We start from the raw sequence: 23,477 nt of genomic DNA on the forward strand, positions 1-23,477 counted from the left end.
TCAGGCGGGGTCGTCGGCCGGGGTTGCGGAGAGCTCCTCCAGCAGTGCGATGATCGTGCGCACCGGCGCCCCGGTCGCACGCCGCGGGGTGTACCCGTGGGCGCTGCCGGTGTTGTAGGACGGCCCGGCGACGTCGAGATGCGCCCACGGCAGGCCGTCCGGCACGAACGCGGCCAGGTAGTGCCCGGCGGCGGCCATGCCGCCCCAGGGCTTCTTGCCGGTGTTGCGCAGGTCCGCCACGTCGGAGCGAATGTCGCGGGCGATCTCCGCGGGCAGGGGCATCGGCCAGGCGTCCTCGCCGCAGGCACGGGAGACGGCGGACACCCGATCGCGGAACGCCGGTGAGCCCATGACCGCCGGCACGCGGTCGCCGAGGGAACGGACCTGGGCACCGGTCAGCGTGGCGGTCTCCACCAGGAAGTCAGGGTCGTCCTCGGCGGCGCGGGCGATAGCGTCGCCGAGGATCAGGCGTCCTTCGGCGTCGGTGTTGAGGATCTCGGTCGTCGTCCCGCCGTAGTGGCGCAGGACGTCGCCGGGGCGAATCGACGTGCCGTCCGGCATATTCTCCGCCAGCGGCACGGTCGCGGTCACCGATACGGGGAGTTCGAGTTCCGCCGCGGCGATCACGGCGGTGATCACCGCCGCCGAGCCACCCATGTCGGAGATCATATTGTCCATGTGCGGCGCGGGTTTCAGCGAGATTCCGCCGGTGTCGAACGTCACGCCCTTGCCGACGAGCGCGACGTGCGGCGTGGCGGGGGAGGAGTCGGACGCCGCGGCGTCCGGCCGGTAAGTTACCCGCACCAGGCGCGGCGGGTGCGTGGACCCGCGGCCGACGCCCAGGATCGCGCCGAACTCCTGCTCCGCCAGGTCATGCTCGTCGAGCACCTCGACCTCGAGTCCGGCCTGCGTGGCGAGCCCGGAGATCATCTCGGCATAGCTCTGCGGGTACAGGACGTTCGCCGGCGCGTTGACGAGGTCGCGGGCGCAGCTCACTGCTTCGATGACGACGCAGGCGCGGGCGAAGTCCTCCCGTGCGGCGTCCGCCGCCGTCGGCCCGGCCGGGGCGGCGACGATGAGCCGCGCGATGCTCCCAGCGTCCTGCGCGCCGTCCTGCTCACCCTTGAAGCCCGTGTAGGTGTACGCCCCGAGGCCGTGGCCTTCGGTGGCGGGCCCGGTGCCCAGGGTGCCCAGCAGACTCAGGGCGCGGATGCCGGCGCCACCGGCGGATCCTGCGGCGGCCATACGGCCGAGCGCGCGGGACGCCTCCCCGGCCGCCGTGCGCAGCCCCTCGTCCGTCAACGTATCGGCGTCACCGAGGCCAACGGCCAGCAGTCGACGCGCCGCGATGCCCGGGACGGCCGGTAGCGGGGACGTCTCGCCGGCGCGCCCGGACGCTCCGGTGGCCACCAGCGACTTCCAGATCGCCACCTGGGTCTCCCGGTCGAAGGCGGCGGAGCCCACGGACATCTCGACACCGTTGTCCCCGGAGAAGGACGGGACGACCAGCACGTCCACGTCCGTCCCGGCGACCGACGCGGTGTCGGTGAGCAGTTCGAGTGGGGGCATGGTGCCCCGGGGCAGGCCTTCGGAAGTCATCCCTCACCTCATGTGTTGGTTGGAGTAGGCGTCGCGGGCCCGTGATTGTGTTTCGGACTTATGTTTCGGGCTTGTGTTCCGGGAAGGAACCGACGGGTCTAAGATACAGCCCATGTCTGATTCCGCGCCCGCCAACTCACAGTCCCTCGCCTTCTCCCGAACTCTGACGGAGAACCCCACCACGTCCGGTGCGATCGCCGACGTACTCACTAACCCGGGGTTCGGCACGTACTTCACCGACCACATGGTGGTCGTTGACTGGACTGAGGACGCCGGCTGGCACGACGCGCGGGTCGTGCCCTACGCCCCGGTGCCGATGGACCCGGCGACGTCGGTGTTCCACTACGGGCAGGCGATCTTCGAGGGCCTCAAGGCGTACCGCCAGCCGGACGGCTCGATCGCGACTTTCCGTCCCGAGAAGAACGCCGACCGGATCCGCTCCTCCGCCCAGCGCATCGCCATGCCGGAGGTCCCGGAGGACCTGTTCCTGGAGTCCCTGGCGCAGCTGACCGACGTCGACCGCGAGTGGGTCCCCGCCGCCGGCGGTGAGGCGGCGCTGTACCTGCGCCCCTTCCTCATCTCCACCGAGGTCGGTCTGGGCGTGCACCCGGCATCGAGCTACAGCTACTACGTGATCGCCTCGCCGGCGGGTGCCTACTTCAAGGGCGGGGTCACCCCGGTCAGCGTGTGGCTGTCCACCGAGTACGTGCGCGCCGCCCCGGGCGGGACCGGCGCCGCGAAGTTCGCCGGCAACTACGCTTCCTCCCTGGCCGCGCAGGCGTACGCCGAGGAGAAGGGCTGCGACCAGGTCGTGTGGCTGGACGCTGCCACGCACACCACCGTGGAGGAGATGGGCGGCATGAACCTCGCCTTCATCTTCGGCGGTACCGACGGCGGCCCGGCCGAGCTGGTCACCCCGGAGCTCTCCGGTTCGCTGCTGCCGGGTGTCACCCGCGACTCCCTGCTCCAGCTCGCCGCGGACGAGGGCCTGAAGGTCACCGAGCGTCGCTTCACGGTGGAGGAGTGGCGGCGCACCGCGGCGTCCGGCGAGATGGCCGAGGCCTTCGCCTGCGGCACCGCCGCGGTGATCACCCCGGTGGGCACCGTGAAGGATCGCAACGGTGAGTTCCAGATCAACGGCGGCGAGCCGGGCGAGATCACCATGCGCCTGCGCGAGCGGCTGACCGGCATCCAGCGCGGCACCGTGGAGGACACCCACGGGTGGAACCACACCCTCGTCCAGGCGTAGGACGCTAGTAGGACGCTAGTAGGACGCACGTAGGACGCACACAGCAACCCCGTGCGGTCGGTGCCACCGACCGCACGGGGTTGTTGCGTGCCCGGGGGCTGCGCGGGTTTGAGTTAGTTCACGGCGCAGGCTGCGGTAAGCAGCGGGAGGACGAGCAGGCCGGACGCCGCGGCCGGGGCGCCGAGTGGACGATCGACGACGGGCGTCAGGTCCAGGCGACGCAGCGCCGGCACTGCCGCCGGCTCGCTGGAGGCGTCCGGCATGAGCCACCACTTGGCAGCACCCGGGGTTACCGCGTCGGCGAGAAGTCCCGCCGCGAGACCGGTCACGCCGTCGAGGACGACCGGGGTGCGTCTGACCGTGGACTGCGACAGCACGCCGGTGAGGAAGGCGATGTCGGGGGAGCCGATCTCATCGAGGATCTCGCGCACGGCCGTCTCGTCGACGGGGCGCCGACGTCGCGACCGGGTACGGAACATCAGGTCGCGCACCGCGATGGTCTTGTGCTTCCACCGCTCGTCGGCGATCGGGGTGGGGCCGCCTCCGCGTCCCACCACCTTCACCGGCTCGACGTTGCACAGCGTGCCGATGAGCGCCGCCGCAGTCGTGGTCGCCCCGGCACCCACGGTGCCGGTAAGTAGCAGGGGGCGTCCGGAGTCAGCGCGGGCGTCCGCAGCCTCGGCGCCGGCGTCCAGCCACCGGGAGTGCGGGGAGGCCTCGCCCATGGTGGACTCGGCGGACTCGGCGGAGTCGGTGGAGTCGAACTGCGTCACTGTGACGTCCACACCCGCCTGGTCCGCGAGGGCGGACAGCGGAGAATCACCGGACTCGATCCGTGCGGCCTCGCCTGCGGCATGACCCCAGGGCAGGGTGGAGACTGGGCTCACCGATTCGGAGGCGGGACGCGCGACAGCGTGGTCGGCGGCGGTGAGGAGGAGTTCCGGGCGGACGTCCTGTGCTCGGAGCGCCTCGAGACAGCCGGTGGACTCGGCCCACCCGGCGAGGTGCTGGAGTACCGGCTGGACCGTCATCAGACCGAGTCGCCGATATTCACCTGGGGAGCGGGCGTGCGCATCTTGCGGATCATGGTGGCGCGGGTGAAGGCGTAGAAGCCGATCGACCACTTGCCGAAGGAGTTGTCGGCGAAGCGTTCATTGACCAGCTTGTTGACCTTGCGTCCCAGGAAGAGACCCTCGACGATGAGCACGATGATGATCACCATCATGAACAGGCTGAGGTAGTTGGCCAGTGCTGGCAGACGGGTGCCGAGGATCATCACGACGACCACGATTAGCGCCAAGGGGAGGAAGTAGTTCATCAGGTAACGGTGGGAGTCCACGAAGTTACGGACGAACAGCTTCTCCTTGCCCTGGTCGCGGGCCAGCAGGTAGTTCGGGTCACCGGCCATCATGCGCTCATTGGCCTTGCGGCGAGACTCGGCGGCCTCATCACGCTGCTTGCGCTTGGCCTCCTTGTACTCGTCCTTGGACATGGAGCTCTTGTAGTCCTTCTTGCGCTGACGGGCCTCCTTGGGCGTCATCGGGGCGTCGTAGTGGGCGCGTCGCACGCCGGTGGAGCGCTCGACCTCATTGCGCTTCGGGGTCGGGCGTCCCTTCTTGGGGGTGTAGCCCTTCGGGGCCTGGGCGGCGTCGTCCGCTGCGCCGTCAATGCCGGCAGTGCCGTCCAGGGTGGCGTCACCGGCCGCCACGTCGCTGTCGTCGTCTTTCTTCCACGGGAGTTTCACACCTCACAGGCTAGAGCACGGGAGGTTCACTCGACCAACGAGGGTGAGGATCCGGGCGGGGCTGGTGGGCCGGTGTGCGATCGGGCGCGGTCGGGCGAGGGAATAGATCACTGGATTTCATGGTTGATGGATAGTAGTTTGGGCATATCCGCATTACCGAGGAGGAAATTCATGACCGCTCCCGAGAAGATCGCCGAGAAGTCCACCGGTGTTGAGCTGACCAGCGCTGCCGCGGGCAAGGCCGCCGGCCTGCTGGCGCAGGAGGGTCGCGACGACCTTGCGCTGCGTATCGCCGTGCAGCCAGGTGGCTGTGCCGGCCTGCGTTACCAGCTCTTCTTCGACGACCGCACCCTGGACGGAGACCTCGTCGACGAGGTCGAAGGCGTCCGGCTGATCGTAGACAAGATGTCGGCGCCGTACCTGACCGGTGCGAAGATCGACTTCTCCGACACGATCGAGTCCCAGGGCTTCACGATCGACAACCCGAACGCCGGTGGCTCCTGCGCCTGCGGCGACTCGTTCAGCTAGACCTCACGGTCCGGCCTCGAACGGACGAACTCCCCGCCCCAGTGACTTGGGTGCGGGGAGTTTCGTCGTTCTAGGGGAGCGCCGCGGGGGACTAGAGCTGGACCGGGTAGTCCTGCTCGTCGATGTCCGGGTGGATGCGGTTCTCGACGAAGATGCCGTGCCAGATCATGAACGCGATGACCGTCCACAGGCGACGGGAGTGGTCGGGGCCTGAGCCGGTGTTCATGGACACGCGGTGCTCGTCCAGCATCGCCAGGACCTGCGCCTTGTCGAAGATGTGGTCGGTGTTCGACTCCTCGATGTTGCGCTTGGCCCAGTCGTACAGTTCGTCGCCGGCGAGCCAGTGGCGCAACGGCACCGGGAAACCGAGCTTCTTCCGGTTGATCACGTGCTCGGGCACGATGAGTTCCAGGGCACGGCGCAGGGCGTACTTCGTGGTGCCGTTGCCGACCTTGAGCTCGTGGGGAATGGTCTGCGCCACGTCGAAGACCACACGGTCCAGGAAGGGCACGCGCAGTTCCAGTGAGTTAGCCATGGTGATCTTGTCGGCCTTGACCAGGATGTCGCCGCGCAGCCAGGTGAACATGTCGAGGTGCTGCATCCGGGCGACCGGGTCCATGTCCTTTGACTTGGCGTAGATCGGGGCGGTGACCTCACGGTGGTCCCACTCCGGGCGGGCGATGCGCAGAACCCGCTCGAGCTGCTCGTAGTTGAAGGAGCGGGCGTTGCCGTAGTAGCGCTCCTCCATCGGGGTGGTGCCGCGCTGCAGCAGCGACTTGCCGCGCATGCCGTCCGGAAGCGCGTCGCCGAGAGTCCGCAAGACCTTCTTGATCGGGGAGGGGACCTTGTCGAACGGAGCGAGCGAGAGCGGCTCCTTATATATGGTGTACCCACCGAAGAGCTCGTCGGCTCCCTCGCCGGAGAGCACGACCTTGACGTGCTTACGTGCCTCGGCGGCCACGAAGTACAGCGGAACCAGGGCCGGGTCGGCCACCGGGTCATCGAGGTACCAGATGATCTTGGGGACGGCGGCGGCGAACTCCTCGGGGGAGACGACCTTGACGATGTGGTCCACGCCGATCGCGGCGGCGGACTCGGCGGCCACGTCGACCTCGGAGTAGCCCTCGCGCTCGAAGCCCGTGGTGAAGGTCAACAGGTCCGGGTTGTGCTGCTTGGCTAGCGAGGCAATCGCGGTGGAATCGATGCCGCCGGAGAGGAAGGAACCCACGGTGACATCGGCACGCATGTGCTTGGCGACGGAGTCCTGCAGGGCATCGGCGATCTTGGTGTAGAGCGCCTGCTCCGAGCCGGCGGGAACCGGGGTGATCGGGAACTTCGGATCGAAGTAGCGGACGGCCTTGACCTCACCTCCCGGTGTGAGGGTGGTGTGGCAACCGGACTCCAGACGGCGGACGCCGGCGTGCAGGGTCTCGGGTTCCGGGACGTACTGCAGGTCGGTGTAGTGGGTGATCGCGCGGTCATCAAGGTCGAGGCCTAGACCGATGGACTCCGCCATGGCCAGGATCGACTTCTTCTCGCTGCTGAATGCGGTGCCAGCCGGGGTGGTGGCGTAGAACATCGGCTTGATGCCGAAGGGGTCGCGCGCGAGGAACATGGTGCGCTCCACGGCGTCCCACACCGCGAAGGCGAACATGCCGCGCAGGTGGTCAACGACATCGGCACCCCAGTGGTGGAACCCGACGACGATGGTCTCCGAGTCCCCGGAGGTCTCGAACTCGTAGCCCTCGGCCTGCAGCTCCTCCCGGAGTTCGAGGTAGTTGTAAATCTCGCCGTTGAAGGTCATCGAGTAGCGGGCGGGCTGGTCGGCCGGTCCCCACTGCAGGGGCTGGTGGGAATGCTCGAGGTCGATGATCGACAGGCGGTTGAAGCCGAAGACCACGTCGTCGTCGTTCCAGGTGCCGTCCTCGTCCGGGCCGCGGTGCCGCATGCAGGGGAGGGCCCGGGCCGTGGTGTCTACATAGCTGGGGGCGTCGCCCTGTGCCGTCAGAAATCCAAGAAGTCCACACATGAGGTCTGGGGGTCATCTCCGTAAGTGTCGTCGGTGGCTAACGTCTCGGTGCCGGACGGACCCCACGAGTGATACATAGGTCGGGGGTGCGGTCGGCGGACGTCAGCCTCGTGCGCGTGCGTAAGCCCTCAAGGATACTACCCGCGCCTGTACTGGCACAGACGGAACATGCGCGACACCCGGGTGGGCTTCCAGGAGACACCCAGCAACCCCGAATAGGGCCGACAGAAAATCACAACGGTGTGCATGATGCAGGGGCAGCCCCCTCCATGCACTATTGTCGGTGGATGACACGGGACCCGCATCCGTCCTCTGCAGGCGACGGATAACGGTGTTCCGATGAACACGACGTGTGATTGAGGAAGGCATACTCGCGTGGTACAGCGAAAAGTTCACGGAAGAGGTCGCAAGCTCGGCCTCGCCGGCGTGCTGGGACTCGGATCCCTTGCCCTGGTCGGCTGCGATGTCGCACCCCCCGACAACGGTTTCTTCCATGCCCTGCGCATGGGTTGGCCCGACGGAATCACCCCGGAGGCCCAGTCCATGGGCAACTTCTGGGTGTGGACCTGGGTCGTAGCCTGGATCATCGGAATCATCATGTGGGCACTTATGTTCCTGGTGATCTTCCGCGACAGCGACAAGCGCGCTGCGAAGAAGGGCAAGCCGGAGTTCCCGAGGCAGACGGCCTACAACGTTCCCCTGGAGTTGACGCTGACCGTCATCCCAGTGCTGATCGTGATGGGCCTGTTCTTCTTCACCGTGCAGACCCAGGACAAGGTCACCGCACTGGACAAGGACCCGCAGGTGACCGTTGACGTGACCGCCTACCAGTGGAACTGGAAGTTCGGTTACGGCGAGGTGAGCGGAGACCTGACCGAGGACGGCCAGGAGTACGTGGGCCAGGACCAGGAACGTGCGGACGCCGCCGAGGCTGGCGCCGCCGTCCCGCAGGACGATCGTGACGAGCACGGCCAGTCCGTTGGCCCGATCCACGGCAAGTCCGCCGAGGACTTCACCTACCTCCACTACAACCAGATCGAGACCCTGGGTACCTCTGAGGAGGTCCCGGTGCTCGTCCTGCCGACGAACACTCCGATCGAGTTCAACTTGGCGTCCTCTGACGTGATCCACTCCTTCTGGGTCCCGGAGTTCCTGTTCAAGCGCGACGTGTTCCCGCACCCCGAGGCGAACCAGTCCGAGCGACGGTTCCAGATCGAGAGCATCGACAGCGAAGGCGCCTTCGTGGGCCGTTGTGCTGAGATGTGCGGTACCTACCACGCGATGATGAACTTCGAGGTCCGTGCAGTGAGCCCGGAGAACTTCGCGGCCTACATCGCTTACCGCGAGGCCAACCCGGATGCCACCAACGCCGAGGCGCTGGCGGAGATCGGCGAGGATCCCTACGCCACCTCGACCCAGCCTTTCCTCCCCGGCCGTGAGGCAACTCGGGGCGTCGAGGGCGACAACTACATCGACCGTTCCGCCTAGTCGGCGACGAGACACTAGGAGACAACAATGCGGCAGACAGCCAAGTTGATGTACGGACTTTCACTGTTCCTGACGGTGATGGCGGTCGTGTACTTCTACGCGACGTCGCAGCTGAATGACGGCGCAAACGTCCAAGGCATCGAGTGGGCGGGTGGAACCGGGCTGGTCCTGGCGACCCTGCTGACCCTGTTCCTGGGTGTGTACTTCCACCTGAGCAACTCCAAAGCCGACATCGAGCCGAAGGACTGGGAAGAGGCCGAGATCGAGGACGGTGCCGGCGTGCTGGGATTCTTCTCCCCGCACTCGGGCTGGCCCTTCCTGATGTCCCTGGCCATCGTGATGATGGGCTACGGCATCGCCTTCTTCCTGATCTGGCTGATCCTGCTCGGCGCAGTGATGCTGGTGTGGGCCACGACGATGCTGAACCTCCAGTACGGCCTCCCGCCGGAGAAGGAGTAACACCACCTGCGCCCCGCTGAAGGGGCACACGTGACAAGGAGCACCCGCATCTTCCTCGCGGGTGCTCCTTTCTGCATGCCCGGCGATGGCCATCGGGGGATGGTTACCGGCAACAGGCTCTAGAGGTTGATGATGTCGTTCATCTTTTTCTCTGCGGCACCGGACTCCAGGGCATCACGGGCAACGGCTAGCTGTTCGGCCAGCGCCGACTTCAGGTCACCGTTCCAACCGTGCACGGCGGTCAGCGCGGCAGCGGCGTTAATCAGGACAGCATCCTTGACTGCGCCGGTGATTTCCCCGGCCATCAATCGGCGGGCGATATCGGCGTTGTATTCGGGATCGCCGCCCTTGAGAGCGTCGTCGTCGTAGACGTCGAGGCCGAAGGCGCGGGGATTGATCGTGAACTCGCCGGTGCGTCCGTCCTCGTCGACGGTGACGACCTCCGTGGGGGCGCACACGCTGATCTCGTCCATGCCGTCGAGTCCGCGCACGATGAGCGCGCGTACACCCTGGTGCGCGAAGGCGCCGCCCATGATCGGCATCATGTCCCGGAAGGCGCAGCCAATGAGGCCGAACTTCGGGCCGGCGGGGTTGGTCATGGGGCCGAGGAGGTTGAACAGTGTCGGCACCGCGAGCTCGGAACGTACCGGGCCGGCGAAGCGCATTGCCGGGTGGTAGGTCTTAGCGAACATGAACGCAAAGCCGGTCTTGAGGGCATCCTCGTGAATCGTATCGGGGGAGCGGTCGATGTCGAGGCCGAGCACCTCCAGGACGTCCGCTCCACCGCACTTGGAGGACGCTGCACGGTTGCCGTGCTTGACGACCGGTACCCCTGTCGCTGCGACGACGAAGGACGCCATCGTGGAGATATTGACCGTGTGGTGTCCGTCGCCACCGGTGCCGACGATGTCTACGGCATCAGGGATGTCACTGAAGTCGACCGGGGTGGCGAAGGAGCGCATGGCGGAGGCCGCGGCGGACAGTTCCGCGGCGGTGATGCCCTTGACGCGCAATCCGAAGGCGAAGGCGGCGAGCTGCGCGTCCGTCGCCCCGCCTTCCATTACCTGGCTAACGGCCCAGGTGATCTGGGACTCGCTGAGTTCCTCGTGGCGTCCGATCCGGTCGAGGACCCCAGGCCAGGTGAAGTAACTCTCCGGGAGACGGTCGGAGCCCAGGGGCGTGACGTGGTCGGGAGAATTCGGGGTCAGGTCGTCCGGCATCGGGGCCGTCCTCTCGGTGGGTCTGGTTATTGGCTGTGTCCGCCTGGGGACCATGCCATCCTATTACGTGGAGAGGAGGCCAGGCGGTTCAGGACGGCTGGGGAGGTGGCGGGGTGTTGTCGGCGTCTGGGCGTCGGCAGGAAGCGAAGGGGAGAAGGGCCCGGGAATTGGGTTGGTGCAGCGTGTGCCAGGTAGACTGCCAGGAATGGATTCGGCCCTCCGGTCCTGGCCGTGGGAATGGTCAGGTTCCTGGCAGTTCCCGTCCCCCTGGGACGGGGGTGCTCACAGGGTGGGCTGCGGAGTGTGGGGACGCTTCGCGGTAGGTCCGGCAGACGGCCCACCTGCACTGATGTGGCTGCGTCGTAAATCATCAACAAGAGTTCCCGGCTAACCCCGTTTGTGGTGAGTTGCCAGGAAACGTGAAGCCGCTACCAGCGGTTTTGCAGAAAGCCGTGAACTCGCCGGGGTTGCGAATCGACTAGGGGGCCAGGGTCGGTCATACTTGTACGCGTGACGAGCGCAGTTGGAAACCAAAGCATGGCAGCACCACAGCGTGCCGTGACGCTGAACCGACCGAATATGGTCAGCGTCGGCACGATTGTGTTCCTGTCCCAGGAATTGATGTTCTTCGCGGGCCTGTTCGCGATGTACTTCGTCTCGAAGGCGAACTCGAACGGGAACTGGCCCTCCGAGCCCACCGAACTTAACGTCCCGTTCGCTCTGGCGATCACCGTGATTCTGGTGTCGTCGTCGTTCACGGCCCAGTGGGGCGTGTTCGCTGCGGAGCGCGGGGACGTTTTCGGTCTACGGAAGTGGTACGCACTCACGATTGTCTTGGGGTTGATCTTCCTCTCCGGACAGGCGTACGAGTACATCCACCTCGTGCAGCATGGCACGACGATCTCAAGCAGCGTCTACGGGTCGGTGTTCTACATCACCACCGGCTTCCACGGCGCCCACGTCCTCGCCGGCGTGCTTGCCTTCGTCGTCGTGCTGCTCCGCACGGTGAAGTCGAAGTTCACTCCAGCCCAGGCCACCGCCGCCGTCGTCGTGTCGTACTACTGGCACTTCGTCGACGTCGTGTGGATCGGACTGTGGATCACCATTTACTTCATCCAGTAGGCCGGACGGGCCGATGTGTGACGCTCGGCCGTTAAGCCCATCGCCTTCCAAATGACGAGTTAAGGGAACAAGATGGATACGAACAATCCAACTCCCGAGGGGGAGACCCCGGTGGCGGCCTCCGCCCCGGCATCCACAACAGGCAAGAAGCGTCGTACCCGGCGTAAACTGCGCCGGACCATGGCTGGAGCGCTGGCGCTCGTGCTCGGTCTGACCGGCGCAGGTCTGGTCGCCCAGGCCTTCACCCCGGACCCGCAGTCCGCGACCGCACAGCAGGACGCGCAGTCGATGATCACGCAGGGCCAGGAGATCTACGAGGTCGCCTGCATCACCTGCCACGGCGCCAATCTGCAGGGCGTCCAGGACCGGGGCCCGTCCCTGGTCGGTGTCGGCGAGGGTGCTGTGTACTTCCAGGTGCACTCCGGCCGTATGCCGATGAAGCGTAACGAGGCTCAGGCGGACCGTAAGGACGCCCGCTTCAACGAGGCACAGACGCTGGCCCTGGCTGCCTACGTCAACGCCAACGGCGGCGGCCCCGGAATCGTCAAGGACGAGGACGGGACCATCGCCATGGAATCCCTGCGCGGATCCCACAACAACGACGGAGAGATCGACCCCTCGGACGTCTCCCGTGGCTCTGACCTCTTCCGTCTGAACTGCGCTTCGTGCCACAACTTCACCGGTCGTGGCGGAGCCCTGTCCGGCGGTAAGTACGCGCCGGACCTCGACTCGGCCAATGAGCAGGAGATCTACCAGGCCATGCTCACCGGCCCGCAGAACATGCCGAAGTTCTCTGACCGCCAGCTGACTGCTGACGAGAAGAAGGACATCATCGCGTACATCAAGTCCTCCAAGGAGACCCCCAACCCCGGCGGCCTCGGCCTCGGCGGAATCGGCCCGGTCACTGAGGGCATGTTGATGTGGATCGTCGGGATCGTCGTGCTGATCGGCACGGCCATGTGGATTGGAACCCGGTCATGAGTGAGATCAACAGCACCTACTCTGAAGAAGAGATCAAGGGCATGAGCGACGAGGAGCTCGCCCGCCTCGGAACCGAACTTGATGACGTTACCGTGGCCTTCCGCAAGGAGCGGTTCCCGGTGGAGAACGACCCCGCCGAGAAGCGCGCCGCCCGCGGCGTCGGTTTCTGGTGGGCACTGGCCGTCGTCTTCGGCATCGCCTTCATCGCGGTCTACCTGTTCTGGCCGTGGGAGTACAAGCACCTCGAGCAGGACGGCCTCTGGGTCTACTCGCTCTACACCCCGCTGCTCGGCGTGACCTCCGGTCTCTCGATCATCACGCTGGGTATCGGCGCGGTCCAGTTCTCCAAGAAGTTCATCCCCGAAGAGATCGCTGTCCAGAAGCGTCACGACGGCCCCTCCGACGAGGTTGACCGCCGGACCATGACTGCTCTGCTCAACGATGCGTGGAAGACGTCCACCCTCGGTCGCCGCAAGGTCCTCATGGGCCTGGGCGGTGCCGGAGTGGCACTCGCTGGTGTGGCGATCGCGCTGCCGCTGGGCGGTATCGTGAGGAACCCGTGGAAGCCCCGTGCAATGGGCATCGACGGCGACGGCACGCTGTGGACCACCGGCTGGACCCTCGTCAACGAGGGCGAGAAGGTGTACCTCGGCCGTGACACCGGTGCCATCGCCGAGGAGCACGACGGCCACTGGAGCACGGAGGGCGTCAACCGCCTCATCCGCGTGCGTCCGGAGGACCTGGATGCCGGCGGCATGGAGACTGTCTTCCCGATGACCGAGGAGATGGTCAACGACCACGACGACTTCGACGCTACCCGCGACGTGTACGAGGAGCAGATGCACTCGATCCACGGTTCGCGCAACGCCGTGATGCTCATCCGCCTGCGTCACGCCGACGCCGTCAGGGCTGTCCAGCGTGAGGGCCAGGAGGACTTCCACTACGGCGACTACTACGCCTACTCGAAGATCTGCACCCACATCGGTTGCCCGACGTCGCTCTACGAGCAGCAGACCAACCGTATTCTCTGCCCGTGCCACCAGTCGCAGTTCGATGCACTGCACTGGGGTAAGCCGGTGTTCGGTCCGGCCGCACGTGCCCTGCCCGAGCTGTCCATCAACGTCGATGAAGACGGGTTCCTGTACGCGGACAAGAACTTCGTCGAGCCCGTCGGCCCTGCCTTCTGGGAGCGTCAGTCATGAGCACACCCACAAAGCCCTCCCGTCTCGCAGAGGCGGCCAATAACTTCGACGAGCGTTACACTGCAGCCGGCGGCCTCCGGAAGCAGATGAACAAGGTCTTCCCGAGCCACTGGTCCTTCATGCTCGGTGAGATCGCGCTCTACTCCTTCATTATCTTGTTGCTGTCGGGTGTCTACCTGACGCTGTTCTTCGATCCTTCGCTGTCGAAGGTCATCTACGACGGTGCCTACGCACCGCTCAACGGTGTCGAGATGTCCCGCGCCTACGAGACGGCCCTGAATATCTCGTTCGAGGTCCGTGGTGGACTGTTCATCCGCCAGGTGCACCACTGGGCGGCACTGCTGTTCGCTGTGTCGATCATGGTTCACATGATGCGCATCTTCTTCACCGGTGCGTTCCGTAAGCCCCGTGAGGCGAACTGGATCATCGGTTGCGTCCTGCTGCTGCTGTCCATCGCCGAGGGCTTCATGGGCTACTCCCTGCCGGACGACCTGCTCTCCGGCGTGGGTCTGCGCATTATGTCCGCGATCATCATCGGCCTGCCGATCATCGGTACCTGGCTGCACTGGATCATGTTCGCTGGCGACTTCCCGGGCGACATCATCATCCCGCGCCTGTACATCGCTCACGTCCTGCTGATCCCCGCGATCCTGCTGGCACTGATCGCCGCCCACCTGGCGCTGGTCTGGTACCAGAAGCACACCCAGTTCCCCGGACCGGGACGTACCGAGCGCAACGTCGTCGGTGCCCGCGTGATCCCCGTGTTCGCCGTGCACTCCTCGGCCTTCGGTCTGATCACCTTCGGCTTCGTCGCACTGCTCGCCGGTGTCTTCCAGATCAACGCGATATGGAACCTGGGCCCGTACAACCCCTCGCAGGTCTCGGCCGGTTCTCAGCCTGATATCTACATGCTGTGGACGGACGGTGCCGCGCGAATCATGCCGGCGTGGGAGCTCTACCTCGGTAGTTACACCGTTCCCGCCGTGGTCTGGGTCGCGATCCTGCTGGGCATCCTGGTCATGCTCCTGTTCGCCTACCCGTTCATCGAGCAGCACTTCACGAAGGACAAGGCGCACCACAACCTGTTGCAGCGTCCTCGCGACGTGCCGGTGCGCACCTCCCTCGGTGTGATGGCCCTGGTCGCCTACGCGATCCTGACCATCTCGGGTGGTAACGACCACGTGGCAGTGTTCTTCCACATCTCGCTGAACGCCATGACGTGGATCGGCCGTATCGGGTTCATTATCCTGCCCCCGATCGCCTACTTCGTCACCTACCGGATCTGCCTGGGTCTCCAGCGCTCCGACCGTGAGGTGCTCGAGCACGGTATCGAGACCGGCACGATCAAGCAGCTGCCCTCCGGTGGCTTCATCGAGGTGCACCAGCCCCTCGGCCCGGTCGACGAGCACGGTCACCCGATCCCGCTCGACTACGCCGGTGCCGCGGTGCCGCGTCGCCTCAACCAGCTCGGCTTCGCCGGTCAGCCCGGCCGTGGCTCGCTGTTCTCCCCGGACCCGGAGGACATCGTCTCCCAGGTCGAGGAGATCGAGGAGGCCAACGAGCACGAGCACAAGGAGATGCTGATGCGTCTCCAGGAGGAGAACCGTCGCAAGCTCAGCGACGAGGGTCACGAGAACCCCTGACCCCGGTTAACTCCAGAGAGACCCCGCCCCGCCTTTCCGTGTCACCACGGAAAGGCGGGGCGGGGTCTTTTCCGTGTCAGTTCTTCCCGGTCGCCACGGCGTGCAATCTCGTCAGAAGGTCGGCCGTGGCGAGCACGTCGTCCACGGCACGGTGAGAGGGGCGGTGTTCCAGGGACAGGGCCTCAGCGAGGTTTGCCAACCGGTAGCGGCCGACCAGGGAACGGGGGAGTAGCTCCCTCGCTGTTGCTGCGGTACACACGGAACGTCCCGCATCCAGGACGCTGTCGCGGTCCTGGCGCTGGAACTCCGCGTCGACGAAGGCGATGTCGAAGGAGATGTTGTGCCCGACGACTACACGGTCGCCGAGCAGAGAGGCCACGTCGTCGGCGATCTGGTCGAAGGTGGGGGTGCCATTCAACGTCTCGTCGTTGATACCGGTCAGTTCGCTGATCTCGCGGCTCAGCGAACGCTCTGGGCTCACGAGCGAGTGGTAGAGGCCCGCAGGCGCTCCATCGACCACGGAGAGAGCGGCGAACTCGATGATCCGGTCGCTGCCCGGATCTAGCCCGGTCGTCTCACAGTCGATGACCACGCAGTTGGAGAGTGCAGTGGCGAGTTCGTGCTCCAGATGGGTTCTCACGCTCACTGAGTCTACGGTGCACCACGGACATGGAATGTCCCGACGGTGGTACTCGTGTGGTCGATGTGGCGACATAGAACCACGACCGAGAAGATGTGACGAGGATCACATCACGGATTCTCGGCACGAGGACCGGCGGCATCCAGGCAGCCCCTTCGTCCGCACTCCGGAGTTGTCCGTGCAGGTCACCGCCTTCGCCGCCAGAATCCCGGCCGGCCGGGGGGATTGGGTCAAGCTTTGGTCGCGATTGGATAACGGTTAAATAACGAAGCGCTCACGGCTCGGTCACGGCCCGGCAGTTGGACACGGTCGCGCAGGTTTCGTAATCTTCTCGTGACCTTAAGGGGCGACGCCGTGACGTATCCCGGACGTCCCCGACAGCAATCAGAAAGGCAACATTCCTCATGGGCAAGCACCGTATGAAGAAGGACCACTCCCGCCGCAACGCCGTAGCCGTCGCTGCCGTGGGCATGGGCGCCGTCCTCGCCCTGCCTGCCACCGCTCAGGCCGTTACCGTCCAGGTTCCGAACTCCGACATCAGTGTCGACGTTCCGAACGAGGCCGTTGACTTCGCCAAGCAGCACGTGGACGTGGATCCCTTCATCGCCGCGGCCGAGCAGGCCGTGCCCGCCGCTGCAGCCTCCGCTTCTTCCGAGGCTCCGGCATCCTCTTCCAATGGCATCGGCCAGCAGATCGCCGACGCCGCCATGTCGAAGCAGGGCGCACCCTACTCTTGGGGTGCGGCCGGCCCGGACGCCTTCGACTGCTCCGGACTGACCAGCTGGGCCTACAGCCAGGCCGGCAAGTCCATCCCGCGTACCTCCGGCGAGCAGGCCGGCTCCGGTACCCCGGTCTCCATCGACTCCCTGCAGCCGGGCGACGTCGTCTCCTACTACTCGGGCGCTTCGCACGTCGCCATCTACATCGGCGACGGCAAGATCGTCCACGCTCTCAACGAGGGCTCCCCGGTTCAGGTCAACGACCTGAACTACATGCCGATCAACAACGCCGTCCGCTTCTAGGACGCGTTCACCGCGATTGTGTGTCGCCCCGGATGAGGCAGTACCCGCCGGGGTACCCCCACCCCGGGGCGCTCGGCGTGGGGAGTACATCCTTTTCGGCGCTGGTGTGGCACTATATCGACGTTGACTTTCGTGACAAGGTGAAGAGGTTCAAGTAACAGTGAGCAGGATCCGCCCCTCGGGGGCCCGCCGTTCCACCGGTAGTGCATCGGCCAGGGCCATCATTGGCATCGGTGCCGCCGTCGTGCTCACCGTCACCTCCACCTCCGTCGCCGCTGCTGATCCGGACGCCGGCGACTCGGCGTCTGAAGCTTCCGACGCGATCGACGTCTCACCCCTCCCGGACGACGCGGACGGTCTCCTTGATCGTCTCGCTGACGTCTCACGCCAGGCCCAGGAGGCCAGCGACGCGGTGCAGGAAAACTCCGGTGCCCTCGACGAGACGCGTGCCCAGTTGGACCGTGCGGTGCGTGCCTCCGAGCATTACTCGGAGCAGGCCGCCCAGGCCCGCGACGAGGTTGAGGCCAACCGAGGCCCTGTCACCGAGCTCTCGCAGTCGCTTTACCGCGGTGCCGTCGTCGACCCGGTCTCCGCGGTCACCGGCTCGGCGAATCCGCAGGACGCGATCGACCGTCGTGCCTTCGCCACCGCGTTGAACAACGACCGCACGGCCACTCTCTCCGCTTTCCAGCAGGGCCTCACGGACGCCGCCGACCTGGAGTCGAAGGCGAACCGCTCCAAGGCTTCCGCCGACTTCCAGCTCGGCCAGCTGGAGTCGCGTCAGACCACCCTCGACGAGCGCATCAGTGAACTCGACGGGCTCAAGGACCAGATCTCCACCGCGGTGGACGGTCTCAGTCCGGAGCAGAAGCAGCGTTGGGTGGACCGCAACGGTCCGATCGACGTGGATGTTGATGAGTTCCTCGGCAGGGTCAGCAGCGCCGCCGGCGATGCGGCCGACGCGATCAGCGCGATCGCGGACGGCGCCGTGGGTGCGGCGATGTCCAAGTTGGGCTCGCCCTACTCCTGGGGTGCCGCAGGTCCGGACGCCTTCGACTGCTCCGGTCTGATGTACTGGGCCTATCAGCAGATCGGCACCACCGTGCCGCGCACCTCCGCCGCCCAGGTTTCCGGCGGGACCTCGGTCTCGCGCGACGCCCTGCAGCCCGGCGACATCGTGGGCTTCTACCCGGGTGTCACCCACGTCGGCATGTACATCGGCGACGGCAAGATCGTCCACGCCTCCGACTACGGCATCCCGGTGCAGGTTGTCAGCGTGGACAGCATGCCCTTCGCCGGTGCCGCCCGGTACTGAGAGCGCGTACGCTTTCTCCCGTGGCATCCCGCGTCCTCCTGGTCACCAATGACTTCCCGCCCGCCGTTGGCGGCATCCAGAGCTACCTGCGCGACTACTGCGCGGAGCTTGAACGCCGCGACCCCGGACGTCTGACGGTCCTGGCGTCCACGCAGGACGCCGCGGCCGCGGCGTCCTACGACGCCGAACTGCCCTTTGAGGTGGTCAGGTGGCCGCGCAAGGTCATGTTGCCCACCCCGGCGACCGCCCGTCGCATGGCCGAGGTCATCCGCGAGCGCGACATCGACACCGTGTGGTTCGGTTCCTCCACGCCCCTGGGCCTGATGGGCGGGGCGGCACGCGCCGCGGGCGCGACCCGCGTCGTGGCGTCCACCCACGGCCACGAAGTCGGCTGGTCGATGGTGCCGGGCGGACGCTCCGTCCTGCGCGCCATCGGCCGCCGGACGGACTGCCTGACCTACGTCTCGCGCTATGCGCGCAATCGTTTCGCCTCCGCCTTCGGGCCGGACGTTGCCTGGGAACCGATGCCCGGCGGCGTCGATTCGGACGTCTTCCACCCTGATCTTGAGGGCCGGGAGATGGTGCGCGCCCGGTTGGGGCTGCAGCAGCGCCGCGTGATCGTGTGCGTCTCCCGGATCGTCCCGCGTAAGGGGCAGGACACCCTCGTCGAGGCCATGCCGGACGTGCTCACCGCCGTGCCGGACGCCCACCTGCTCATCGTCGGTCCCGGCGACGACGCGGGCCATCTGGCCGCACGGGCCACCACACTGGGCGTGGGGGACCGGGTGACGGTCACCGGCCCGGTGGACTACGGCGAACTCGTCGCGCACTACTGTGCCGGCGATGTCTTCGCCATGCCGGTGCGCACCCAGGGCGGCGGTTTCAGCGTGGAGGGGCTCGGCATCGTCTTCCTGGAATCGCAGGCCTGCGGTGTACCCACCATTGCCGGCGCTGGTGGCGGGGCCCCGGAAACCGTGCAGGACGGTGTGACCGGCGACGTCGTCGACGGTGAGAATACTGCCGCGGTTGCTGCCTGCGTGGTCGCCCTGCTCGCCGACCCGGAGCGGGCGCGTCGCTACTCCGAGCAGGGGAGACGCTATGTCCGGGACGCCTGGAACTGGGACGTGCTCGGCCAGCAGCTCGTCAATGTCCTGGACGGTGGGGCGGCCCGCCCGCCGCGTCACAGTTGGAACTGGCGGATGTGACCGATACCCTGAACAGGTTGCGCCGGGACGCCGGTGCGAGACGTACAGGAGGACAAGTGACGCAACTGACCATCGGCATCGACATCGGGGGGACGAACCTGCGCGCCGCGGTGGTTGACCCGGACGGACGGGTGCTGGACGTGGAGCAGTTGCCCACCCCGTCAACGGTCGAGTCGCTGGAGACGGCGATCGCCCACGCGGTGGGTATCCTGCGCTCCCGGCACACCGTGGGGGCGGTGGGTCTGGCCGTGGCCGGTTTTATCACCGCCGATCAGGAGCGCGTGCGCTTCGCCCCGCACCTGCCGTGGCGTGACCGCGACGTCCGTGACCGGCTCACCCGGCGCCTTGGCTTGCCGGTAGTGCTCGAGCACGATGCGAATGCCGCGGCGTGGGGCGAGCAGATGCTCGGGCCAGGACGCGACGCTGGTACCTGGGCACTCTTCGCGGTGGGCACCGGCATTGGCGGCGCCCTGGTTACCGAGGGGCGGATCTACCGTGGTTCCTACGGTGCCGCCCCGGAATTCGGTCACCTCACCGTCGTTCCCGGCGGTCGGGCCTGCCCGTGTGGCAAGCGTGGCTGCTTGGAGCGTTACTGCTCGGGCAGTGCGCTGGAGACTACGGCGCTGGAGTTCATCGCCACCGGCCGGCACCCCGACAGCATGCTTGCCGGGATCTTCCACTCGCGCCCGGAGGAGATCACGGGACGTAGCGTGGTGCGCCTGGCCCGCGACGGCGACCCGCTGGCGATGGAGGTCATCGACGACTTCGCCCTCTGGCTGGGACGCGGTCTCTCTGCAGTTCAGGAAGTTCTCGATCCCGAGCTCATCGTGCTCGGTGGCGGGGTGTCGGCGGATGCCGACCTCTACCTTCCCCGGGCTCGCGCCGAGATGGACGCCTCGGTGGTCGGTTCAGGATTCCGGCCGATGGCCCGCGTCGAAGCGGCGTCCCTGGGGTCCGAGGCGGGTATGATCGGCGTGGCGCTTCTCGCCGGGCATGCTCACCTGAGTTCGTCCACGACCTGCTTGCGAAAGGGATAGATCAGTGCAGAACCGCACCTACTGGTGGTTGAAGAACGTGGTCATCGGACCATGGCTGTGGATCCTGAACCGGCCGTACTCCAGTGGTCTGGACAAGATCCCCTCCGAGGGGCCGGTCATCCTGGCCTCCAACCACCTTGCGGTGATGGACTCGCTGTACTTCCCGCTGCTCGCGGAACGGCAGCTGACCTTCCTGGCGAAGAAGGAATACTTCACCACCCCGGGTTTCGCCGGGGCCATCCAGAAGTGGTTCTTCTCCTCGGTTGGGCAGGTGCCCATCGACCGGCAGGACAAAGATTCGCAGGACGCAGCCCTAGAGACTGCCCTGCGCGTGCTGGACAAGGGCGACCCGCTGGGCATGTACCCGGAGGGCACCCGCTCGCCGGACGGCAGGATGTACCGCGGCAAGACAGGCATGGCGCGTATCGCCCTGGCTTCGGGGGCGAAGATCTACCCGATCGCCATGATCGATACGCAAAAGGCGAACGTTGCCGGCTCCTGGCTGCTGCGTCCGCACCGTGTGGGCGTTATCGTCGGTGACCCGATCGACCCGGCCGACTTCGCCGATGCCGGGGAGGACGGCTCTCCGGCCCGCGCCCTGACCGACCACACGATGGAGAAGATCGCGGAGCTCTCCGGTCAGGAGTACGTGGAGGGCGCGTACGCCGCGGACGTCAAGGAGTCGCTGACCGCTGGTCGGGGCTATCCGGACGGGGCCGCGCCTGGTTCGGGACGGGTGCTGGGGAGCAAGCCGCGTCCGCGGTTCCTTCGCTTCCGTCTCTGAGGTCCTTCCCGGTCTCTGGGGACTCTGCAGCTCCCGGGGCGACCGGCCGGAATACCCGGGGCCATACCCCGGCCACGCCGAGCCACAACAGGGCGACGAGCACGTACTCCGACCCCAGTAGTTTCATCACCAGCGACCACTCCTGCTCGGCCCCGTGGGCCGACGGCAGGTAGACGTGCACCGGGAATGCGGTGGTCACGAGGACGAGCACCACACCGAGCACGGCGAGGGGAATCACGCCGGGGATCATCTTGGGGCCCGTCTGCTTGCCCGCCACCTGGGTCCACAGTGACACCCCGACGACGAGCATCAGCGGCAGTAGCCACACCCAGTGGTGCGCCCAGGACACTGGAGAGACCAGCAGTGCCAGCAGGGCGTTGGTGCATACCGCGGCCGTGTAGGCGCCCGCCGAGAGCAGCCGGACCATGACGACGACGATGATGATCACGGTCAATGCGGCCAGTACGTACCATAGCCCGGTCTGCAGGGGGTCGTCGGTGAACCGGGCGATCATGCCGCGTAGAGACTGGTTAGCGGAGTAGGCGAGCCCGCCGATGCGGGAGGGATCGCTGATGGTCTCCGTCCAGTACTGCTTGGAGTCGGTCGGTAGGACAAGCCAGGCCAGGGCGCTGACCCCGAGTCCGGACACCACGCTGGTGAGGGCCGGTCCCCACTGGCGGCGCAGCAGAAAGTACAGCCCGAACACGGCGGGTGTGAGTTTCAGTGCGGCGGCCAGGCCGACCATCATGCCGCGTGGCCAGGGAGTCCGGGGGAGAAGCAGGTCGGCGGCCACCATCAGCATGAGGATCACGTTGATCTGGCCGAATTCCAGGGTGTGGGTCACCGGCCACAGCCACGCGGCGAGAGGCAGCACGAGCAGGGCTGCGAGCGTGATCTGGCGTCGCGTCGCCGTGAAACCCCCGCGGACCGCGGCCTCTGTGGCCTCACCGGCCAGGGCGTGGAGCACGATCATCGTGGTCGCGAACAGTGCCAACACGCTGAGCACGGTGAATATGGCGTATCCGACGGAGCTGGAGACCAGCGCCAGCGGGGCGAAGACCAGGGCGGACAGCGGCGGGTAGGTGAACGGCAGGGTGATGCCCTGGGCCTGGAAGCTCTGGTTGTAGAGGGTGGCCCCGTCCAGGACCGCCTGCCCACCACCGCGGTAGATGTCGTAATCGAAGTGGTAGGTGAGGGTGTCGTCGCTGATGACGAACCTGAGAACTCCTGCCACGGTGAAGGCGACGAGGACTCCGAGGTAGCAGAGCACCATGCTGCGCCGGCGGAGATCTGGTTTGCTGGGGTTTTCCACGGGATACGACTCTATATCAGGGCACACTCAATTGATTCTTCCGTCGGCATGGGGCAACGTGAAGAACCGTGTCTGACAGATCCGGGACCCCTGAAACCACCACAGCAGCAACCACAGCAACCACCGCCGCAGCAGCGCCGCGCCCTGCCGGTGGTCGTCTGTTGTGGGCGGACTGTGCGAAGGGTCTGTCGATCATCGGTGTCTGCTACATGCACGTGGTCACCGGTACTCCTGGTGCGACTGACACGGCGTGGAACTGGTTCAACGAGTTCATGGACCCGATCCGGATGCCGCTCTTCTTCGTCATCTCCGGACTGTTCGCCCACCGCGTGATCGAACGCACCCTCGGTGACCTGTGGTATCGGCGGCTGTGGTTCCTGCTCGTTCCCTATTTGGTGTTCACCCCCATCCAGGCGGCGATCCGTCTGGACATGGCGAATGACCTGAGCTGGACCTCGTTGGGCCGCGCAATCCTGCTGGGCGACCCCGGGATCTGGTTCCTCTATGTGCTGATGGTCTTCAATATTATGGCCTGCTTGCTGCGTCACCTGCCGCCCGTCTGGTCGGTGCTGGTGTCCTTCGTGCCTGCCCTTGTTGTCGCGGCGGCCGGGCTGTCGTCGATCCCGGAGATCACCCACATCACCCTGTACGCGCCGGCCTTCTTTGTGGGCCTGCACTTCCGTCACCTTTTCCTACGCCTGGCCGCGCACGCCAGCAATCCCGCGGTCATTGCCACCGTGTTCGTGGTCTTCCTGGGGTGGGAGTGGGTTTACTCCGCGGTTGCCGACTACGTGCGTCCCGACGGGTGGAGCACCGGTGAGGCCTCGCTGATGGGGCTGCTGGCCATGGTCCGGATCTTTACGGCCGTGCCGGCGGGCGTTCTGGTGGCGACGTGGCT

The 23,477-nt window shown here is 66.3% G+C and carries 21 protein-coding genes; 14 read left to right on the forward strand and 7 right to left on the reverse strand.

The window, feature by feature from the left end; all coding sequences use genetic code 11:
• On the reverse strand, positions 1-1,599 hold the full coding sequence (locus ACT3SZ_RS14685; protein ID WP_444619830.1) for a leucyl aminopeptidase: 1,599 nt from the start codon (positions 1,597-1,599) through the stop codon (positions 1-3).
• Between the two features lie 112 nt (positions 1,600-1,711).
• Between ACT3SZ_RS14685 and ACT3SZ_RS14690 the strand changes: the two genes are divergently transcribed.
• The gene (locus ACT3SZ_RS14690) at positions 1,712-2,848 is read left to right on the forward strand and encodes a branched-chain amino acid aminotransferase (protein ID WP_444619832.1); all 1,137 of its coding nucleotides are present in this window, start codon (positions 1,712-1,714) and stop codon (positions 2,846-2,848) included.
• 113 nt (positions 2,849-2,961) lie between these two features.
• Here the strand turns inward: ACT3SZ_RS14690 and ACT3SZ_RS14695 are convergent, their stop codons facing one another.
• Together ACT3SZ_RS14695 and ACT3SZ_RS14700 are read right to left on the reverse strand one after the other, a co-directional pair.
• Complete coding sequence (locus ACT3SZ_RS14695) at positions 2,962-3,879, reverse strand: nicotinate-nucleotide--dimethylbenzimidazole phosphoribosyltransferase (RefSeq protein ID WP_444619834.1); 918 nt, start codon at positions 3,877-3,879, stop codon at positions 2,962-2,964.
• On the reverse strand, positions 3,879-4,592 hold the full coding sequence (locus ACT3SZ_RS14700) for a DUF3043 domain-containing protein (RefSeq protein ID WP_444619836.1): 714 nt from the start codon (positions 4,590-4,592) through the stop codon (positions 3,879-3,881). The genes ACT3SZ_RS14695 and ACT3SZ_RS14700 overlap by 1 nt, the downstream gene beginning before the upstream one ends.
• A gap of 171 nt (positions 4,593-4,763) precedes the next feature.
• Here ACT3SZ_RS14700 and ACT3SZ_RS14705 point away from each other — a divergent pair, with 171 nt between their 5' ends.
• Positions 4,764-5,120: a HesB/IscA family protein gene (locus ACT3SZ_RS14705; RefSeq protein ID WP_444619838.1), complete on the forward strand. Its 357-nt coding sequence runs from the start codon at positions 4,764-4,766 to the stop codon at positions 5,118-5,120.
• Positions 5,121-5,211: 91 nt separating this feature from the next.
• Here the strand turns inward: ACT3SZ_RS14705 and asnB are convergent, their stop codons facing one another.
• Entirely contained in the window at positions 5,212-7,149 is a 1,938-nt protein-coding gene (gene asnB / locus ACT3SZ_RS14710; RefSeq protein ID WP_444619840.1) for an asparagine synthase (glutamine-hydrolyzing), read from the reverse strand.
• Positions 7,150-7,524: 375 nt separating this feature from the next.
• On the opposite strand from asnB, the gene ctaC reads away from it, so the two are divergent.
• Together ctaC and ctaF are read left to right on the forward strand one after the other, a co-directional pair.
• Positions 7,525-8,637 carry an aa3-type cytochrome oxidase subunit II gene (gene ctaC / locus ACT3SZ_RS14715; protein WP_444619842.1) on the forward strand — a complete coding sequence of 371 codons (1,113 nt, stop codon included), beginning with the start codon at positions 7,525-7,527 and terminating at the stop codon, positions 8,635-8,637.
• Between the two features lie 27 nt (positions 8,638-8,664).
• Positions 8,665-9,096, forward strand: a complete 432-nt coding sequence (gene ctaF, locus ACT3SZ_RS14720; RefSeq protein WP_444619844.1) for an aa3-type cytochrome oxidase subunit IV — start codon at positions 8,665-8,667, stop codon at positions 9,094-9,096.
• A gap of 119 nt (positions 9,097-9,215) precedes the next feature.
• Here the strand turns inward: ctaF and trpD are convergent, their stop codons facing one another.
• Positions 9,216-10,304 (reverse strand): anthranilate phosphoribosyltransferase, encoded by a 1,089-nt coding sequence (gene trpD / locus ACT3SZ_RS14725; RefSeq protein ID WP_444619878.1) that lies wholly within the window; start codon positions 10,302-10,304, stop codon positions 9,216-9,218.
• 522 nt (positions 10,305-10,826) lie between these two features.
• On the opposite strand from trpD, the gene ctaE reads away from it, so the two are divergent.
• The 4 genes from ctaE to qcrB all read left to right on the forward strand — a co-directional run bounded on the left by ctaE (position 10,827) and on the right by qcrB (position 15,264).
• Positions 10,827-11,438, forward strand: coding sequence for an aa3-type cytochrome oxidase subunit III (ctaE, locus tag ACT3SZ_RS14730; RefSeq protein ID WP_444619846.1), 612 nt, complete (start codon positions 10,827-10,829; stop codon positions 11,436-11,438).
• A 72-nt stretch (positions 11,439-11,510) separates the two neighbouring features.
• The gene (gene qcrC / locus ACT3SZ_RS14735) at positions 11,511-12,419 is read left to right on the forward strand and encodes a cytochrome bc1 complex diheme cytochrome c subunit (protein ID WP_444619848.1); all 909 of its coding nucleotides are present in this window, start codon (positions 11,511-11,513) and stop codon (positions 12,417-12,419) included.
• Positions 12,416-13,621 (forward strand): cytochrome bc1 complex Rieske iron-sulfur subunit, encoded by a 1,206-nt coding sequence (qcrA, locus tag ACT3SZ_RS14740; RefSeq protein WP_444619850.1) that lies wholly within the window; start codon positions 12,416-12,418, stop codon positions 13,619-13,621. Before qcrC ends, qcrA begins: the two co-directional genes overlap by 4 nt.
• A complete protein-coding gene (gene qcrB / locus ACT3SZ_RS14745; RefSeq protein WP_301442098.1) occupies positions 13,618-15,264 on the forward strand; it encodes a cytochrome bc1 complex cytochrome b subunit in 1,647 nt (548 codons plus the stop codon). The genes qcrA and qcrB overlap by 4 nt, the downstream gene beginning before the upstream one ends.
• A 76-nt stretch (positions 15,265-15,340) precedes the next feature.
• Here qcrB and ACT3SZ_RS14750 read toward each other — a convergent pair whose 3' ends face one another.
• The gene (locus tag ACT3SZ_RS14750; protein WP_444619852.1) at positions 15,341-15,904 is read right to left on the reverse strand and encodes a 3'-5' exonuclease; all 564 of its coding nucleotides are present in this window, start codon (positions 15,902-15,904) and stop codon (positions 15,341-15,343) included.
• Positions 15,905-16,308: 404 nt separating this feature from the next.
• On the opposite strand from ACT3SZ_RS14750, the gene ACT3SZ_RS14755 reads away from it, so the two are divergent.
• The 5 genes from ACT3SZ_RS14755 (at position 16,309) to ACT3SZ_RS14775 (ending at position 21,267) form a co-directional block, all read left to right on the forward strand.
• Positions 16,309-16,926 carry an NlpC/P60 family protein gene (locus tag ACT3SZ_RS14755; protein WP_444619854.1) on the forward strand — a complete coding sequence of 206 codons (618 nt, stop codon included), beginning with the start codon at positions 16,309-16,311 and terminating at the stop codon, positions 16,924-16,926.
• A 160-nt stretch (positions 16,927-17,086) separates the two neighbouring features.
• A complete protein-coding gene (locus tag ACT3SZ_RS14760; protein WP_444619856.1) occupies positions 17,087-18,241 on the forward strand; it encodes an NlpC/P60 family protein in 1,155 nt (384 codons plus the stop codon).
• A 20-nt stretch (positions 18,242-18,261) separates the two neighbouring features.
• Complete coding sequence (locus ACT3SZ_RS14765) at positions 18,262-19,446, forward strand: glycosyltransferase family 4 protein (RefSeq protein WP_444619858.1); 1,185 nt, start codon at positions 18,262-18,264, stop codon at positions 19,444-19,446.
• A 56-nt stretch (positions 19,447-19,502) separates the two neighbouring features.
• Positions 19,503-20,483 carry an ROK family protein gene (locus tag ACT3SZ_RS14770; protein WP_444619860.1) on the forward strand — a complete coding sequence of 327 codons (981 nt, stop codon included), beginning with the start codon at positions 19,503-19,505 and terminating at the stop codon, positions 20,481-20,483.
• Positions 20,484-20,487: 4 nt separating this feature from the next.
• Entirely contained in the window at positions 20,488-21,267 is a 780-nt protein-coding gene (locus ACT3SZ_RS14775) for a lysophospholipid acyltransferase family protein (protein WP_444619862.1), read from the forward strand.
• Here ACT3SZ_RS14775 and ACT3SZ_RS14780 read toward each other — a convergent pair.
• Complete coding sequence (locus ACT3SZ_RS14780; RefSeq protein WP_444619864.1) at positions 21,158-22,579, reverse strand: glycosyltransferase 87 family protein; 1,422 nt, start codon at positions 22,577-22,579, stop codon at positions 21,158-21,160. The two genes, ACT3SZ_RS14775 and ACT3SZ_RS14780, sit on opposite strands and share 110 nt — an antisense overlap.
• A 68-nt stretch (positions 22,580-22,647) precedes the next feature.
• Between ACT3SZ_RS14780 and ACT3SZ_RS14785 the strand changes: the two genes are divergently transcribed.
• Positions 22,648-23,477, forward strand: an 830-nt coding sequence (locus ACT3SZ_RS14785; protein WP_444619866.1) for an acyltransferase family protein, incomplete at its 3' end; no start/stop codon positions are given.

This window comes from Corynebacterium sp. AOP40-9SA-29 (assembly GCF_052377405.1).
Lineage (GTDB): Bacteria > Actinomycetota > Actinomycetes > Mycobacteriales > Mycobacteriaceae > Corynebacterium.